Here is a 17,311-nt window from a genome sequence, read left to right as displayed (position 1 = left end):
AACGGACGCTTCCTTCGTACTCACCCTCTCGGGCTTTCCTCCGGGCGCTTCCCTTCGGTGTTTCCGACTCTATCAGATCTTTTCTCGATCCGATTTCCTCGGTGCTTTCCGGCCTTTCGGCCTTCCGGCTTTGTCGACTCTATCAGATCCCTCAGTTCCCTTCGGGGTCTGACGCCCAGTCAACCGGGCTTGCCGTCCCGGCCCTTCGGCCGTTCCGACGTCCCAAACCTTAGCGGATCTCTCCGGCGATTCCCAATCGAGCGGATCGGGGATCGCCGTTCCCATTCGAATTCGAATTTCGGGCACGCCGAAATCGACCCGGTTGGGAGATCGTGCTGAGTGGTTTGTTGCCGCTGCTGCGGCGGGAGGTGCTGCCGCAGAACCGTTCCGGCCCCGTGGCAACCCGAAGAACCTTACGGATCGGCGGGTGGACTGTCAAGCCTCCCCAGCCGGGGACCGCGGCAAACCTCGCCGAGGTGTCAGTCCAGGTCGTTGAGGCGGCCGCCGGCGTCCGGCTGGGCGTGCTCCACGCGACGCAGCAGGCGTGTCAAAGCGTCTCCCAGGACGGTGCGCTCCTCGAGGGAGAGGTCCTGGAGGAGATCCTCCTCGAACACGGTGGCGAGGCGCATGGCCTCCAGCCACTTCTCGCGGCCCTCGTCCGTCAGCTCGACGATGACACGGACGCGGTTGGTCTCGTCGCGCTCCCGGGTGACCAGGCCCTCGCCGACCATGCGGTCGATGCGGTGGGTCATCGCGGCGGGGGTCAGGCCGAGCCGCTTGGCGAGGTCGCTCGGGCCCATGCGGTAGGGGGCGCCGGAGAGGACGAGCGCCTTGAGGACCTCCCACTCGGCGTTGCTGATGCCGAGGGCGGCGGTCTGGCGGCCGTAGGCGACGTTCATCCGGCGGTTGAGGCGGGACAGCGCCGAGACGATCTTCTCGACCTGGGGGTCGAGGTCCTGGAACTCGCGCTGGTAGGCCGCGATCTGTTCCTCGAGGCTCGGTTCGCTGATGCCGGGGGTGTCACCCATGGGCGCAGTATCGCATGGGGCTGCTTGGCGTTGAAGTCCTTCGAGGTGTATTGTTCAGTCGTCTAAGTTTAGCTTCGAAATCTTCAGGGTTAACCGCTTGAAGGGTAAGACGTCCGGTCGAAGGGACGTCGCGCTCTCGTCGGCGGCCCCTCCTTCCAAAGGCAGGTGAAAGTGACCAGGGTGATGGGCGCAGCGATGCGCCGGATCCATGTGGGCAACGCACTCAGCGCGTTCGGCCTCGGCTTCACCGTCCCGTATCTGTACGTCTATGTGGCGCAGGTGCGGGATCTCGGTGCTGTGACGGCGGGTCTCGTCCTCGCCGTCTTCGCTGTGGCCGCGCTGGTCGTGCTGCCGTTCGCCGGACGGGCCATCGTCCGGCGCGGCCCGCTTCCGGTGCTGATCTCCGCCCTGGTCATGGCCGCGGTCGGTGCGCTGAGCCTGGGCGTCTCGGGTGGCGCGGTGAGCGTGCTGCTGTCGGCGGCGCTGCTCGGGGCCGGGCAGGCGGTGATGCAGCCGGCGCTGGCCACCATGATCGTCGACTGCTCGGTGGCGGAGACCCGGTCGCGGGCCTTCGCGCTGCAGTTCTTCCTGCAGAACCTGGGGCTCGGGGTCGGCGGGCTGATCGGCGGGCATCTCGTCGACGTCTCGCGGGCGGCGTCCTTCACCCTGCTGTTCTCGATCGAGGCGGCGATGTTCCTGCTGCTGGTCGTGGTCATGTCCACGGTGCGGATGCCGCGGGGCCCGAGGCTCGAGGAGGCGGCGCCGCGGGGCGGCGGGGCGAGCTGGAAGCAGATGCTGGGGAACCGGGCCATGGTGCAGCTGTGTGTGCTGGGCTTCGTGCTGTTCTTCGCCTGCTACGGGCAGTTCGAGTCGGGGTTGAGCGCCTACGGCGTGGAGGCGGCCGGGATCTCGACGTCCGCGCTGGGCACGGCACTGGCGGCGAACACGGCGACGATCGTGGTCGCGCAGTTCGCGGTGCTGAAGTTCGTCGAGCGGCGGAGGCGGTCGCGGGTGATCGCGGCCGTGGGGCTGATCTGGGCCGTGGCCTGGGGTGTCGCGGGGTATGCGGGGCTGGGGCACGGCAGCCGCGAGATGGCGACGGCCGCGTTCGTGTCGACGTACGCGCTCTTCGGACTGGGTGAGGCGATGCTGTCGCCGACGGTCGCGCCGCTGGTGGCGGACCTGGCGCCGACGGGGATGGCGGGGCAGTACAACTCGGTGTTCGCCCTGGTGAAGCAGTTGGCGCTGGCGGTGGGGCCGGCGGTGGGCGGTCCGCTTGCGGCGGCCTTGCCGGCGCCGTACGTCGTGACGTTCCTGCTGTGCTCGCTCGGGATCACGGTGCTGGCGGTGCGGCTCGGAAGGCTGCTGACTCCGGCGCAGGACCGTCCCTGGGCGGGCAGGAGCCGGGTGGTGGCACAGGGGGGTACGTCGGCGGAGCCGGCGGCTGCGCGGAGCTGAGCGGTTCGGATTTCTTCGCCCCGCTCCTCCCCTACCCTTCCCGTCCCTGGGGGCCACGCCCCCAGGGCCCCGCTGTCGGCAGGGCGAACTCGCACCACACCGCCTTTCCGCCCCCGGGCGTCCTGCGGGATCCCCAGTTCGACGCGATCGTCGCCACGATGGCGATGCCCCGGCCCGCCTCGTCCGCCGGTTCCGCGCGGCGGCGCCTGGGGAGGTGGTCGTCGCCGTCCGTGACCTCGATGATCAGGCGGCGGTCCGTGCGGCGCAGGCGCAGCCGCATGGGCGGAGTGCCGTGCTGCAGCGAGTTCGCGACCAGTTCGCTCGCCGCCAGCACCCCCAGGTCATGCAGGTCCACCGGAAACCGCCAACTCGTCAGCACCCCGGAGGCGAACGCACGCGCGCGTGGCGCCGCCTCCACCCCGCCCAGCAGCTCCAGCGCGGCGTTGCGGAACAGCTCGCCGTCCGCTCCCGTGCGCGCCGGGTGCTGGAGGACCAGGACCGCCACGTCGTCGTCATGGCCGGCGGTGACGCCCGCGGAACGCAGCAGGCGGTCGCAGATCACCTGCGGTGTGCCCGTCGCGCCGGCGAGCGCGCCCGCCAAGCCCGCGATGCCTTCGTCCAGGTCGGCGTCCCGGCGTTCGACCAGGCCGTCGGTGTAGAGGACGGCGGTGGATCCCGGTGCCAGCGGTACCGAACCGGAGGCGTGCATCCAGCCGCCCGTGCCGAGGGGCGGCCCGGTGGGTTCGTCGGCGCGCAGGACCTTGCCGCTCTCGTCGCGGACCAGGATCGGCAGGTGGCCGGCCGAGGCGTACACCAGCCGGCCCTCGTTCGGGTCGTGGACGGCGTAGACACAGGTGGCGATCTGGTTGGCGTCGATCTCCGCGGCGAGGCCGTCGAGGAGCTGGAGGACCTCGTGCGGGGGCAGGTCGAGGCGGGCGTAGGCGCGCACCGCCGTGCGCAACTGGCCCATCACCGCCGCCGCACGCACCCCCCTGCCCATCACGTCGCCGATCACCAGCGCGGTGCGGCCACCGCCGAGGGTGATCACGTCGTACCAGTCGCCGCCGACCGCGGCCTCGGTGCCGCCGGGCTGGTAGGTGGCGGCGATGCGCAGGTCGTCGGGCTGTTCCAGTTCCTGGGGCAGCAGGGAACGCTGGAGGGTCACCGCGGTGCGGCGCTGTTCGCGTTCACTCGCGCGCAGCCGTTCGGCGGCCTCGGCGTGGTCGGTGACGTCGGCGGCGAAGACCAGCACGCCGCGGGCCTTGTCGTCGGGCACGTCCACCGGTGTGCAGGTGATGGTGTACGAACGGCCGCCGGGCGCCTTGCGGGACTTGACCGTGCGCGGTCTGGAGCTGCGCAGCACCTGGTCCAGGAGCGGAAGGAGGCCCAGTTCCTCCAGCTCGGGCAGTGCCTGCCGGGCGGGTTCGCCGACCGGGCGGGCGCCGAAGGCCGCCGCATAGGCGTCGTTCACGTAGGCGAGGCGGTGGTCGGGGCCGTGCACCAGGGCGACGAGGGCCGGGATGCGGTCGAGGACCTCCCGCGCCGGCAGCTCGTCGAGGGCGGGCACGCTCGGCGTGCCGTCGGTGATCCGCTCGGCGCGGGCCACGGGGACCGAGCCGTCCCGCCGGTCCGGGGAGACCGTGTGCTCGGTCCGCGCTGCGGCGCGGCGCTGCGTTCCGGGGAGCCGGGCGCTCCAGCGCGTGAAGTTCACCGAATCCTTGCCTCGTGTTGTCGTCTCCGGCCGGCTCCGGATCCGGGCGGGGGTCCGGGGGCCAGTCCCCGGGGGGTACGGCGCTGTGGGGAAAGCCTGGTGGGTGCGTCAGGGCGAGGGTCGGCCCGCCCGGGTCGTGGACCAGTCTGTCCGACCGGACCGACATCCGTCAGACGTCGGTGCTTCCGGCGGAGTTCCTGGGTCCGCTCAGTTCGACCCCTTCGGGTCTGAAGAAGGCTTTCCACCGGCAGCCAGTTCGAACTCCGCACGGGGATGTTCGAGTGAACCGAGCGACACGATCTCCCTCTTGAAGAGGCCTGCCAGCGTCCATTCGGCCATGACGCGCGCCTTGCGGTTGAACGTGGGCACCCTGCTGAGGTGGTACGTGCGGTGCATGAACCACGCGGGGTAGCCCTTCAGCTTGCGCCCGTAGACGTGTGCGACGCCCTTGTGCAGCCCCAGGGAGGCCACCGAACCGACGTACTTGTGCGCGTACGTCTCCAGGGGTTCGTCGCGCAGCGCGTGCACGATGTTGTCGCCGAGCACCTTGGCCTGGCGCAGGGCGTGCTGTGCGTTGGGGGCCGTCTCCGCGCCGGGCCGGTCGGCGGTGACGTCGGGGACGGCGGCCGCGTCTCCCGCGCTCCACGCGTGCGTGACGCCGTCCACGGTGAGCTGCGGGGTGCACTTCAGGCGTCCGCGTTCGTTCAGCGGCAGGTCGGTGGCGGCGAGGATCGGGTGCGGTTTCACACCGGCGGTCCACACGACCGTGCGGGTCGGGAAGCGGGAGCCGTCGGAGAGGACGGCGACCCGGTCGGCGCAGGACTCCAGGCGGGTTTCGAGGCGTACGTCGATGTTGCGGCGGCGCAGCTCGGTGACCGTGTAGCGGCCCATCTCCTCGCCGACCTCGGGCAGGATGCGCCCGGAGGCCTCCACGAGGATCCACTTCATGTCGTCGGGCTTGACGTTGTGGTAGTAGCGCGCGGCGTACCGGGCCATGTCCTCGAGTTCGCCGAGCGCCTCCACGCCGGCGAATCCGCCGCCCACGAAGACGAAGGTGAGGGCGGCGTCGCGGATCGCGGGGTCGCGGGTCGAGGAGGCGATGTCCATCTGTTCGATGACGTGGTTGCGCAGGCCGATGGCCTCCTCGACGGTCTTGAAGCCGATGCCGTGGTCGGCGAGACCGGGGATGGGGAGGGTGCGCGAGACGGAGCCGGGGGCGAGGACGAGTTCGTCGTAGGCGATCTGTTCCGTCTGCCCGGTCTCCTCGCCGGCGAGCGTGGAGACGGTGGCGGTCCGCTTGGCGTGGTCGATGGCCGTGGCCTCGCCGACGACGACATGGCAGTCCGGGAGGACGCGGCGCAGCGGGACGACGACGTGGCGCGGCGAGATGGCGCCGGCGGCCGCCTCCGGCAGGAACGGCTGGTAGGTCATGTAGGGGTCCGGCGAGACCACCAGGATCTCCGCCTCGCCCCGGCACAGTTCCGCTTTCAGTCTCCGTTGCAGGCGCAGCGCCGTGTACAGGCCCACGTAGCCGCCGCCGACGACGAGGATGCGCACACACTTCGGGTGTTCGGGGGGTGTCGCCCGGTGGAATGCAGCCGTCACCTTCCCATGAGGCACCCGGCGCCGGATTTTGTCCACAGGCCCGGCAATTTGTGTGACAGGACGGACCGGTGGGGCGGGGTTGGCCGAATTACCGGCGTGCGGGGAAGCGTCGCTGGTCAGCGGGGTACGGGTGGTGATGACGGAGGGTGCAAAGGGGGCGAATCCGGCCCGTACTCCGATCGGGGGGCGACTCGTCCGGAACACGCCCCTTCTGAATTGAGTCCCGCTCAACTATGTTCGTGTCTTGACGGGGTGTAGGGGGATGCGCTCGCGGGCCCGCGACGGGCGGGCCAGGTCACGTACGACGCCTGTTCCGTACGCTCCGGTTTCCAATGGCGGGGAGTCTCCGGGGGGAGACGTCAGGACCGGGGGAAAACTCATGCACATTCAGGACTCTCATTGGTCGTCCGCGTCCGCCGTCGCACCGGCGGGCACGGTGAGCGCGGCGGCGGAGAACGGACGCGGGGAGAGTGCGCGGACGACGCCGCTGCGTGTGGACGCACAGCGCAACCTGGAGCACGTACTACGCGCGGCGCGCGAGGTCTTCGGCGAGCTGGGGTACGGCGCGCCGATGGAGGACGTGGCGCGTCGCGCGAGGGTCGGTGTCGGCACCGTGTACCGGCGCTTCCCGAGCAAGGACGTCCTGGTGCGGCGGATAGCCGAGGAGGAGACCTCCCGGCTGACCGAGCAGGCCAGGACGGCGCTGGGCCAGGAGGACGAGCCGTGGTCGGCGCTGTCGCGCTTCCTGCGCACGTCGGTGGCGTCGGGCGCGGGACGGCTGCTGCCGCCGCACGTGCTGCGGGTGGGGGTCGCCGAGGAGGGCGACGAAGGGCCCGACGCGGTACCGGCGGACGGTGCGCGGGTGCCGCAGCAGCGGTCCGAGCCGGCCGCCGAGCTGCGCCTCGTGGAGCAGCGGCCCGCGCCGGAGCCGGACGACGCGGGTGCGGCGACGCTGCTGGAGGTCGTCGGGCAGCTCGTGGAGCGGGCGCGTGCGGCGGGTGAACTGCGGCCGGACGTCACCGTCTCGGACGTGCTGCTGGTCATCGCCACGGCGGCGCCCTCGCTGCCGGACGCCGCCCAGCAGGCGGCGGCCTCGGCGCGGCTGCTGGACATACTTCTGGAGGGCCTGCGGTCCCGTCCGGCGTGAGCCGGGCCGGCCGCTGAGACCGTCCCCGTCGCGGCGGCGGTCTCCCGGGCGCGGGCGCTGCGCGGCCCGCGACCCCTGCCGCACGTTGCGGTGTTCTCGCCTGCGAGGCAGGCCCGTTCAGGCGGTGCCCGGCCGGGATCGCCGCTGCCGCGTCCGCGTGGCGTCGCGAGGATCGTCGCCGGAGCCGTGCGGGGTGCTGCCGGCCGTTGACCGTATGGCACTCTGACCCGTGTCGGAGACCGGTGGGGCAGGCGGCAGGGGCTTTCCGCGATGGGCGTTGACGGGCGGGACGAGTCACTCGGCGGCGGTGGCGCGGAGACATGGGGGCGGGTGCCGAGCCAGGGCGGACCGCCGCGGGGCGCCACCGAGGGGCCCGGCTCCGGCGGCGCGTCCGGCCCCACCGTGCCGGCGCAGCGCGACGGCAGCGCGCTGCCGCCCTCGGACGGCGAGCTGATCCGGCGGATGCGCGACGGCGACGACACGGCGTACGAGGAGCTGTACCGGCGCCACGCGGGCGCCCTGCGCCGCTATGCCCGCACCTGCTGCCGCGACGCCCACACCGCGGACGACCTGACCGCCGAGGTCTTCGCCCGCATGCTCCAGGCGGTGCGCGCGGGCGCCGGACCCGAACACGCCGTGCGCGCGTATCTGCTCACTTCGGTCCGGCGCGTCGCCGCCTCCTGGACGAAGTCCGCGAAGCGGGAGCAACTGGTCGAGGACTTCGCGGTGTTCGCCGCGCAGGCCGCACGCCTGTCCGAGGCGTCCGGCGATGCCGCGTCCCCGGGCGCCTTCGGCACGGGCGTCGACCTGGGCGCCGACGTGCGCGCGCTGCACGAGGCCGAGCAGTCCCTGGCCAGACAGGCCTTCCGTTCGCTGCCCGAGCGCTGGCAGGCCGTGCTGTGGCACACCGAGGTCGAGGACGAGTCACCGAGCGAGGTCGCCACGCTCTTCGGGCTGGACGCCAACGGCACCCGTGTCCTCGCCAGCCGCGCCCGCGAGGGCCTGAGACAGGCCTACCTCCAGGCCCATGTGAGCAGCGCTCTCGCCGCCGACGAGGAGTGCGCCCGCTACGCGGACCAACTCGGCACCTACGCCCGCCGCAAACTGCGCATCCGCGCCGAACGGGGTCTGCGCAAACACCTGGAGGGGTGCGCGAGGTGCCGCCTGGCCGCTGCCCAGCTCGAGGAACTGGCGAGCGGCATCCCCGCCGTCGTCCCGGTCGCGGTCATCGGCTGGCTCGGGGCCGCCGGGTACGCCAAGGTACTCGGGATCGTCGCCGGGGGCGCCGGAGCGGGTGCGGCGGGGGCCGCCGCGGCGAGCGGCGGCGGCGCGGGTGGCGCGGGGGCCACGGGGACAGCGGCTGCGGCAGGCGGCGGCACGGGAGCCACCGGGACGACGGCCGCAGCGACCGGCACGGGCACGGGTGCCACGGGCACGGTAGCGGCGGCGGGTGGCGGGTCCGGTGGCGCGGGTGGGGCCGTCGCCGTGTCGGAGGCGGGGATCGGCGCGGTCAAGGCCCTGGTCGCCGCGGGCGTCGCCGCGGTGGCGGCCACGGCGGTCGTCCTGTCGTCGGCCGACCACCACCACGCACCGGCCCCCAGGACCGAGGCCGGGCTGCCGGCCACCCGGACCGAGGAGTCCCGGGCGGCCACCCCGCCCCCCACGCCCGAGGACCGCGGAGACCAGGAGCGGAGCGAGCGGACCCAGCCCCCTCCGCAACGGTCGGCGGCACCCGGGGAGGCGCACCTGTCGGCGACGGTGCCCACACCGGCCCCGACGACCGCCCCGCGCCTCACATCCAGCCCGGCCCCCGCTCCGAGCCCGGCCCCGACGCGGGCCGGGCGCTCCCCCGCACCGGCCCCCACTCCGACGGCCACACCGACGGCCGCCCCCACGCCCGGGCAGAAGACGACGCCGCCCGCACCCGCGCCGACGGTCTACCAGTGGAACGAACTGCCGTACGACATCACCGGAGACGGCAGCGGGCCCGAGATGCGGTCCGGTGAGAGCGACTGGGTGTGGCGGCGGTGGGGCATGTCGATCGCCGACGAGCAGTACGCGCGCGGTGTGACCGTGCACGGCTCGTCCTCCGTCACCATCGACCTGAACCGCACGTGCTCGGCGTTCGACGCGCTGGCCGGCGTGGACGACCTGACCGCCGGAGCGGCCAAGCTGCGCTTCTCGGTGTTCCTCGACGGGATACGCGTGTGGCGGTCGCCGCAGGTCAAGAACGGCCGCCCGGCGGTGCCCGTGCACATCGGCCTCACCGGGCACAGGACGGTCCGGCTGGTCGTCGAACCCCACGCCCGGCGGGACTCGGCGGCGCTCGCGGACTGGGCGGAGTCGCGGTTCACCTGCCCGTAGGACCCCGCCCGACCCGGCTCACCCGACGGGGTGGGCCACGGACGCCTCCGCCAGCTCCTTCAGCACGTCGTCCGGGGTGAACTCCGTGCCCGTGGCCCGCTCCGCGTCGAACCGGGCCCGCCCGAGCGCCTCCAGCGCGGCCGCCTCGGCCCGCTCGGCCTCGCCGCGCTCCGGCTCCGGGCGCGCGCACGGCAGACGCCACCGGTCGGCCGCCGCGAGCAGCCGGACCGCGCGGGCATGCTCGCCCAGGGTCCCCAGGGCGTTCGCCGCGATGTCCGCGAGCCACGCCGTCACCGACTCCGCGCACCGGTCGGCCACCGCCCGGCGCAGCGCCTCGGCCAGTTTCGGCAGCGCGGACGGCGGACCGGACTCGGCGATCGTGACGAGCGCGTCCACGCCGTTCAGCGCGGCGACGAACTGGGGCGGCGGTGTGCCCCGGACCGTCTCCACCCGCGCGCTCTCGCACAGTTCGCGCGCCCGGAGGGTCTCCCCGTCGTCCAGTGCCTGCTGGGCGCGCAGCAGGCTCACATAGGCCCGGGCGTCGTGCACCCCGTACCGGTCGGCGGCCTCGCTCGCCTCGTCCAGCGCCGCCTGAGCGTCCGCCCGCTTTCCCTCCCGGTAGGCGATCTCGCCCAGCCGGGCCAGCAGGAACGGGGACTCCGCGTACGCTCCCACCTCGTGGGCGAGCCGCAGTGCCTCCTGGTACTCGCGCTTCGCCTCCTCGAAGGAGCCGCGCCCCATCGCCGCCTCCCCGACCGCGCTGCACACCTGGGCGCGCATCCAGCGGTCGCCGACCCGGCGGCTCAGCGTGCGCAGCTCCGCCAGGTCGCCGTCCACGCCGTGCAGACCTCCCGGGGAGTCGACGAGCGTGTGGGCGCGGAACATGAGGACCACGCCGACCTCCCAGTCACCCCCGTGGCGGCGGCAGTTGGCGAGCGTGGTGTCCATGGCGTGCCGGACGTCGTGCGGCTCACCCTGGTGGAACACGGTCAGCGCCCAGAGGATGCCGGGAAAGCGGGCCGCGTCCGGGCCGCCCCGCTCGAAGGCCGCCCGCACCCGGGCGCTGTACCGCCGGGTCCGTTCGTCCCGGAGCGACTCCGCGGGCCGGGATTCCGAGACGAGGAACAAGTGCAGCATCCGCAGATTCATCCGCCGGGAGTGCAGGGGGTGCCGCTCCTCGGCGGCGGGGTCGGCGAGGAAGACGTCGACGTGGTCGAACCCGGCGAGTTCCGCGAGGACGTCGGCCGAGGGACGCCTGCTCGCCGCCCCCGCCGACGCCGGACCCGCCGACGCCGGACCCGGTGCGGAACCGGCCAGGGCGCCGGCGTCCAGGGCCGCTCCCAGGCGCAGCACCCGCTCCGTCCACTCCGTGCCCTCGCGGCGGAAGTTGCGCAGCCACCAGAACCAGCCCGTCGCCAGCGCGATGGCGCCGGCCTCCTCCTCGTCACCGGCGGCGATCGCGCGGTACAGCGCGGCCCGGATGTTGTCGAGCTCCGTCTCCAGGCGCCGGATCCAGGGCAGTTGCCCGGCCGAGCGCAGCTTCGGTTCGGCCTCCTCGACGAGCGCCCGCACCCACGCCCGGTGCCGGCGCTCGGCGGCGGCGCGCAGCTCGGGGACCTCGGCGGCGCGCTCGGCGGCGTACTCGTGGATCGTCTCCAGCATGCGGTAGCGCATGCCCGTACCACCGTCACCGCCCTGGTCGTCCGGGGTCGCGACGATCAGGGACTTGTCGACGAGCGCCCCGATGAGGTCGGCGACAGGACCGGTGCACACGGCCTCGGCGGCGGCGAGGTCCCAGCCGCCGGAGAAGACGGAGACCTCGCGCAGCACCGTGCGCTCCCGCTCGTCGAGCAGGTCCCAGGACCAGTCGACGACCGCGCGCAGGGTCTGCTGGCGGGGCAGCACCGTGCGGCTTCCGGAGGTGAGGAGGCGGAAGCGGTCGTCGAGGCGGTCGGCGATCTGCCGGGGGGTCAGCAGCCGCAGGCGGGCGGCGGCCAGCTCGATGGCCAGGGGCAGGCCGTCGAGACGGCGGCAGATCTCGTCGACGGCCACCGGGTCGTGGACGGCGTGCGGGTCGGGGCGCACGGCCGCCGCGCGCTCCAGGAACAGGCGGCGCGCGGGATCGGGCGGCAGGGGCTCGACGGGGCGGACCGATTCGCCCGGCACGCCCAGGGGTTCACGGCTGGTGGCGAGGATCGTGAGGCCCGGGCAGTGGGTGAGGAGCGTCTCGGCCAGCTCGGCCGCGGCGTCGATCACATGTTCGCAATTGTCGAGGATCAGGAGTTCATCGCGCGGGGCGCAGTACTCGATCAGCAGGGCGACCGGGTCGTCCTGCGGCACCGCCGGCTCGTTGGTCATCAGCACGGTCTCGCGCAGACCGAGGGCGCTGACCACCGCGGCGGGGACGGCCTCGGGCCGGTCGAGCGGGGCCAGCTCGGCCAGCCACGCCTGCGGCAGCCCGGCGGCGGCCTCCTCGGCGAGGCGGGTCTTTCCGGAGCCGCCCGGTCCGGTGAGGGTGACCAGGCGGGACCTGTGCACGTCGGAACGGATGGCCTCGAGTTCGAGTTCCCGGCCGACGAAGGAGTTGAGGCGGGGGCGGAGGTTGCCGGTGCGGGGGGCCTCCGGCGGCCTGTGGGGGGTGGGTTGCTGCGGGGCGGCCGGGCGGGAGGGCGGGGTTGACGTCCGGGACGGGATCCGGGACTGGGGGGAGGCCGGTGGGGAGGCCTGCGGGGACAGCAGCTCGGTGTGCAGCAACCGCAGCTCCGGGCCGGGGTCGGCGCCCAGGCCGTCCGCCAGGGCGCGGCGGGCGCGTTCGTACGCCGCGAGGGCGTCGGCGCCGCGGCCCGTGGCGCGCAGCGCGCGGATGAGGAGGGCGTGGAGCGGCTCGTCGTACGGGTGCGCCGTCGTCAGTTCCGTCAGCTCCGGTACGACGTCGGGGGCGCGGCCCAGGCGCAGGTCGGCCTCGACGCGGGCGCGGGTCGCCGCCAGGCGGAGGGCCTCGGGGCGGGCGGCGGCGGTGCGGTCGGGGAGGTCGGCGAGGGCGGGGCCGTGCCACAGGGCGAGGGCCGTGCGCAGCTCGCGGGCGGCGGTGTGCGGGTCGCCGTCGGCGAGGGCGGTGGTGCCGCGCTGGACGAGGTCCTCGAAGGCGAAGAGGTCGACGGAGTCGCGGGGGGTGTCGAGGCGGTAGCCGCCGGCGTCGGAGGCGACGGCGGACCGGCCGAGGACGCGGCGCAGACGGGCGACGAGGGCCTGCAGGGCGGCGGGGGCGTCGAGCGGGGGGTCGTCCGCCCAGATGTCGTCGATGAGCGCCTGGGGGGTGGCCGTGCGGCCCGGGCGGAGGGCCAGGGCGGTGAGGAGGGCGCGCAGGCGGGGGCCGCCCAGGGGAACGGGGGCGCCTTGGTCGTCCTCTGCTCGGGCTGTGCCCAGGATTCTGTACCGCACCGGGTCATTGTGGCGGGGGGTGGGGAGCGGGGCACGGGGATTGTGGGGGTGCCGCGGCCGCCACCGCGACCCGGGCCGCCGGGCGGGCCCCGGCCCCGCGGCGGTACCTGCTGCGGGCGGGTCGGTCCGCAGCGCGATGGATCGGTCCGCAGCGCGATGGCTCACGGCCCTGGCGCGGTGGATCGGTCCGCACCGCGATGGCTCGCGGCCCTGGCGCGGTGGATCGGTCCGCAGCGCGATGGCTCGCGGCTCTGGCGGCTACGCTCCCGCTCCCAGCGCTCTCCCGCGGGCCGAGATGCCCGCCGGGACCGCGCGGGCCCTTGCCGGGGTTCCCGTCCAGCAGGTGCCTCGGCGGGACAGGAGGCGGCGGAGCCAGAGTTCCAGGGAGACCAGGTCTGCCAGGCCGTCCAGGGGGAGGGGGGCGCCGTCGGCCGCGGCGCGTACCGCCTTGCGGACCACTCTGGCCTCCACCAGGCCCGCTTCCGCCAGCAGGGGCGTGGAGAAGAGGTCGACCAGGGAGTGCGCGGCGAGCCTGAGACCCGTGCGGGCCGCGGCCGCCGAGGAGCCGTGGGAGGGGGCGCCCCAGCCGGGCGGCAGGCCGCCGACGCCCGCGCCCTCCAGGACCGTGCGCAGGATCGCCGCCCGCGCCCCCGGCTGCACCCGCAGGGTCTCGGGAAGCGCGCGGCAGGCGCGGACCACCTGGTTGTCCAGGAACGGGGCGTGCAGCCGCTGGGAGCGGATCTCGGCGGCCTGTTCCAGGACGCGGAGGTCGGTCGCGTGTCTCGCCAGTGCGGCACGCGCGCGGTGGTCGCCGGGACGCTGCCCGGGACCCACGTCCGTGCGGCCTGCGGCGCCCTGGAGGCGAACCGATACCTCGGCCAGCGCCTCACCGGTCAGCCACCGCGCCGCGGGCCCGGGTCTCGCCCAGGTGAGCGCGGCGAGCGACGCGCCCACGGCACCCCCGGGTTCCTCGAACCGCCGTCGCATCAGCCGGTCGGAGAGTGCGTCCACGCCGGCCCGGTACGGGGTGCGGGCCAGCTTGCGGGCCGCGCTGTACACGCGCGCGGGGACCATCACCGAGCCGTCCGCCTTCGCGAGCGCGGCCATGGGTCGTACCAGGTGGCGGCGCTTGCGGTCCATCAGCAGGTCCGCGAGCCGGGCCGGGTGCGCGTCGAGGACCTGCCGGGCGCCGTAGCCCGTGAAGTGGTCGGCACTGCCCGACGCCAGCCGCGCGCGGTGCCGCGCCGCCGTCACCAGGGAGGGGCCCGGTTCGTCCGTCAGCGGGCCCTCCAGGTCGGCGTAGGGGAGCACCTCCTCCCCGCCGGTCACCACCACGTGGTGCAGCCGCGGGTTGGCCGCAAGGGTCCCGGCCCGCTCCAGTTCGGCCTCGCGGCCCTTGACGGCTAGGTCGTTGAAGGTGACGGCGAGCAGGCGTTCGCCCGCGCCGGTGCCGTGCCCGAGGATCGTGCCGGGCATGCCCGGCAGTCCGGCCGCGAGGAGGGCCAGGGTGCCGGAGGCGGGGCCGCCGGACAGGTCGGCGCCGATCCCGGGGACGGGCATGCCGCGTGCGGCACGGCGTTCCGCGGGCCCCATGCCGGGCACCGGACCGGGGTCGAGGTCGGCGCTCGGGACGTGCCGCGGCGCCGACAGACGCGCGCGTACGGCGTCGACGAGCGCGTCGCGTACCGCGTCCACCGCGTCGGCCGGGTCCGCCGGGGGTGCGGCGACCGCGAGGGAGGCGACCGGCTCGTACCCGGCGATCTCCCGGGCCCCCGCGCGCAGGATGAGCGCATGCCCCGGCGGGATGCGTCGTACGCCGTCGTACGGGGTGGAGTCGTGCAGCGCGGCCGGGACGTCCGGGGCGGCGAGCAGGGCCGCCAGGTGCCCGAAGTCCAGGTTCGCCTCGATGAGGTCGGCGAGCGGCAGGGCGGCGGTCGCGTAGGCGGTGCCGCCGGCCCAGGGCGTGTAGAACACCGGCCGGGCGCCCGCGAGGTCGCCGCACACGGTGACCCTGCGGCCGACCTGGACGACGGCGGTGTAGCTGCCGGACCAGGCGGTCAGATGGCGCAGCGCCCCGCCCCGGGCGGCGAAGAGGGCGACGCGGAGCTGCTCGTCGGACGCGCCGCAGGTGCCGAGGACCGCGATGCGGGTCTGCGCGTCGGCCGTCACCACGCGCACCTCGTCGGGGCGCCAGTCGCCGACCGCCCACAGCGGATCGGGGTCGCCCCACAGGAGTTGGGAACCGACCGGGTGCACGGTTTCGCCGTCGTAACCGGTGGCGCCGGCGGAGCCGGGCCCGACGGCTCCCGCGGCGGTGCTGCTCCATCCCACCAACCACCGCATCGACGCCTCCACAGACCGTGGACAACCAGTGCACCGTACGAACGGCTCCCATGCTGCCACGAAGAATGCGCGCCGGAGGGTGCACGCCACAGCTCGTGCGCCCCGGAACGCGCCCGTGGAGAGCGGCCCACGAGCCGGTCGACTCCCGCGCGACCCGCGGCGGTCGCGGAGGTGCCGAAACGAACAGCGACGTGAATGCGCCCCCATAATGCTCCCCGAAAACGCCGTTCGCGCCCTCAAGAGCCGTGGTCGGCGCATTGATGACCGTGGAAATCCACCATCGGTTTTCGGCCAAATCGGCTGCGGGCGGCCGGGCTTGGGCACGCTCCGTACAGGCCGTGGGCAACGCACGGCCCGGGAGACCGAGTTCGCCTCCCGGACCGGTCCGCCGCCCGCGGGGATGGAGGCGGCGGTGTCCCCCAGCCCGCTGGATCCAGTACAGCGGGCCGACCCACGCACGGCCCATGGAACCGTCCGCGCGATGGCCGGAGAAGAGCGCACGGACAGGCGCACGGCCACACACCGGGAGCACGCGGCGACACTCCGTACATAAGTACGGACCACAATCCCGCCAACCGGATTTACGCCCCTTAACGCATGGGATCCGGCGAACTACGCTGGGTTTACGAATGCCGCGCGGTTATGCCACCGACGCGGCAGCCGTCTGTGTCGAGGGGTGGCGCATGTCCAGGGAGCAACGCGGGCCGAACGAAAAGCTCGGCGCCGTTCTCGCCCTCGCGGGAATCAGCAACGCAGGACTCGCCCGGCGCGTCAACGACCTTGGCGCCCAACGCGGGTTGACTCTTCGCTACGACAAGACGTCGGTGGCCCGCTGGGTGTCGAAGGGCATGGTGCCGCAGGGTGCCGCGCCGCACCTGATCGCCGCGGCCATCGGCCAGAAGCTCGGCCGCCCCGTACCGCTCCACGAGATCGGTCTGGCGGACGCGGATCCCGCACCCGAAGTGGGCCTCGCCTTCCCCCGGGACGTAGGACAGGCGGTGAAGTCGGCGACGGAGCTGTACCGCCTCGACCTCGCCGGGCGCCGGGCCGGCAGCGGCGGCATCTGGCAGTCGCTGGCCGGATCGTTCGCAGTGAGCGCTTACGCGACCCCTGCCTCCCGCTGGCTGATAACCCCGGCCGACAGCTCGGTGGCGCGCGACCCCGCGCCGGGCGAGGGGTCCGGATCGCCGATCAAGGTCGGCCACAGCGATGTGCGGAAGCTCCGCGAGGCCGCCGAGGACGCGAGGCGCTGGGACTCCAAGTACGGGGGCGGCGACTGGCGGTCGTCGATGGTGCCGGAGTGCCTGCGGGTGGAGGCCGCGCCGCTGCTGCTCGGCTCCTACTCCGACGAGGTCGGCCGGGCGCTGTTCGGCGCGTCGGCCGAACTGACCCGGCTGGCGGGCTGGATGGCCTTCGACACCGGTCAGCAGGAGGCCGCACAGCGCTACTACATCCAGGCGCTGCGCCTCGCGCGCGCGGCGGCCGACGTGCCCCTCGGGGGCTACGTCCTGGCCTCCATGTCGCTGCAGGCGACCTACCGCGGCTTCGGCGACGAGGGCGTCGACCTCGCGCAGGCCGCCCTGGAGCGCAACCGCGGCCTGGCCACGGCACGCACCATGAGCTTCTTCCGCCTGGTCGAGGCACGCGCGCACGCACGCGCGGGCGACGCCCAGGCGGCCGGCGCGGCCCTGAAGGCCGCCGAGGGCTGGCTGGAGCGGGCCCGCGACGGCGACAACGACCCGTCCTGGCTCGGCTTCTACTCCTACGACCGTTTCGCGGCCGACGCCGCCGAGTGCTACCGCGACCTCAAGGCCCCGCGCCAGGTCCGCCGCTTCACCGAGCAGGCGCTGTCGAAGCCCGGAGAGGAGTACGTGCGCTCGCACGGGCTGCGCCTGGTGGTGTCGGCGGTCGCCGAACTGGAGTCGGGAAACCTGGACGCGGCGTGCGAGCAGGGCGTGCGGGCGGTGGAGATCGCCGGGCGCATATCGTCGGCGCGCACCACCGAGTACGTACGGGACCTGCTGCACCGGCTGGAGCCGTACGGCGACGAACCGCGCGTGGCGGAGCTGCGGGAGCGGGCGCGGCCGCTGCTCATGGCTCCCGCGTAGGCGCTCCGCTCGGGGCCCCGGGGTGTGCCCGAGCGTCTGCCCGATCGCCGTCGTCCTGGAGCCGCGGGGTGTCCGCGGCTCGTCGCGCCCACGCGGTGGAGCCGCA

At 74.2% G+C, this 17,311-nt stretch carries 9 protein-coding genes; 4 read left to right on the top strand and 5 right to left on the bottom strand.

Translation table 11 applies throughout. The features are described from left to right. Nucleotides 1–479: 479 nt before the first annotated feature. Nucleotides 480–1,028: a MarR family winged helix-turn-helix transcriptional regulator gene (locus tag ACZ4SW_RS31780; RefSeq protein WP_468252289.1), complete on the bottom strand. Its 549-nt coding sequence runs from the start codon at nucleotides 1,026–1,028 to the stop codon at nucleotides 480–482. A gap of 183 nt (nucleotides 1,029–1,211) precedes the next feature. On the opposite strand from ACZ4SW_RS31780, the gene ACZ4SW_RS31775 reads away from it, so the two are divergent. Beyond that, entirely contained in the window at nucleotides 1,212–2,486 is a 1,275-nt protein-coding gene (locus ACZ4SW_RS31775) for an MFS transporter (RefSeq protein WP_468252294.1), read from the top strand. Nucleotides 2,487–2,517: 31 nt separating this feature from the next. On the opposite strand, the gene ACZ4SW_RS31770 is transcribed toward ACZ4SW_RS31775, so the two are convergent. Together ACZ4SW_RS31770 and ACZ4SW_RS31765 are read right to left on the bottom strand one after the other, a co-directional pair. After that, on the bottom strand, nucleotides 2,518–4,197 hold the full coding sequence (locus ACZ4SW_RS31770; RefSeq protein WP_468252287.1) for an ATP-binding SpoIIE family protein phosphatase: 1,680 nt from the start codon (nucleotides 4,195–4,197) through the stop codon (nucleotides 2,518–2,520). A 207-nt stretch (nucleotides 4,198–4,404) separates the two neighbouring features. Further along, nucleotides 4,405–5,802, bottom strand: coding sequence for an NAD(P)/FAD-dependent oxidoreductase (locus ACZ4SW_RS31765; RefSeq protein ID WP_468252286.1), 1,398 nt, complete (start codon nucleotides 5,800–5,802; stop codon nucleotides 4,405–4,407). Between the two features lie 379 nt (nucleotides 5,803–6,181). Between ACZ4SW_RS31765 and ACZ4SW_RS31760 the strand changes: the two genes are divergently transcribed. Together ACZ4SW_RS31760 and ACZ4SW_RS31755 are read left to right on the top strand one after the other, a co-directional pair. Next, the gene (locus ACZ4SW_RS31760) at nucleotides 6,182–6,949 is read left to right on the top strand and encodes a TetR/AcrR family transcriptional regulator (protein ID WP_468252284.1); all 768 of its coding nucleotides are present in this window, start codon (nucleotides 6,182–6,184) and stop codon (nucleotides 6,947–6,949) included. Nucleotides 6,950–7,219: 270 nt separating this feature from the next. Beyond that, entirely contained in the window at nucleotides 7,220–9,313 is a 2,094-nt protein-coding gene (locus tag ACZ4SW_RS31755) for a sigma-70 family RNA polymerase sigma factor (RefSeq protein ID WP_468252283.1), read from the top strand. A gap of 18 nt (nucleotides 9,314–9,331) precedes the next feature. On the opposite strand, the gene ACZ4SW_RS31750 is transcribed toward ACZ4SW_RS31755, so the two are convergent. Both ACZ4SW_RS31750 and ACZ4SW_RS31745 read right to left on the bottom strand, forming a co-directional pair. Next, entirely contained in the window at nucleotides 9,332–12,754 is a 3,423-nt protein-coding gene (locus ACZ4SW_RS31750) for an ATP-binding protein (protein ID WP_468252282.1), read from the bottom strand. Nucleotides 12,755–13,012: 258 nt separating this feature from the next. After that, entirely contained in the window at nucleotides 13,013–15,097 is a 2,085-nt protein-coding gene (locus ACZ4SW_RS31745; RefSeq protein ID WP_468252280.1) for an asparagine synthase-related protein, read from the bottom strand. 683 nt (nucleotides 15,098–15,780) lie between these two features. Here ACZ4SW_RS31745 and ACZ4SW_RS31740 point away from each other — a divergent pair. Further along, nucleotides 15,781–17,205, top strand: coding sequence for an MFS transporter (locus tag ACZ4SW_RS31740; RefSeq protein WP_468252279.1), 1,425 nt, complete (start codon nucleotides 15,781–15,783; stop codon nucleotides 17,203–17,205). The last annotated feature ends 106 nt before the right edge of the window (nucleotides 17,206–17,311 follow it).

Source organism: Streptomyces sp. NPDC028331 (genome assembly GCF_055565775.1).
Note: the sequence above shows the minus strand (reverse complement) of the source record. Positions and strands in the feature narration are given on the sequence as shown.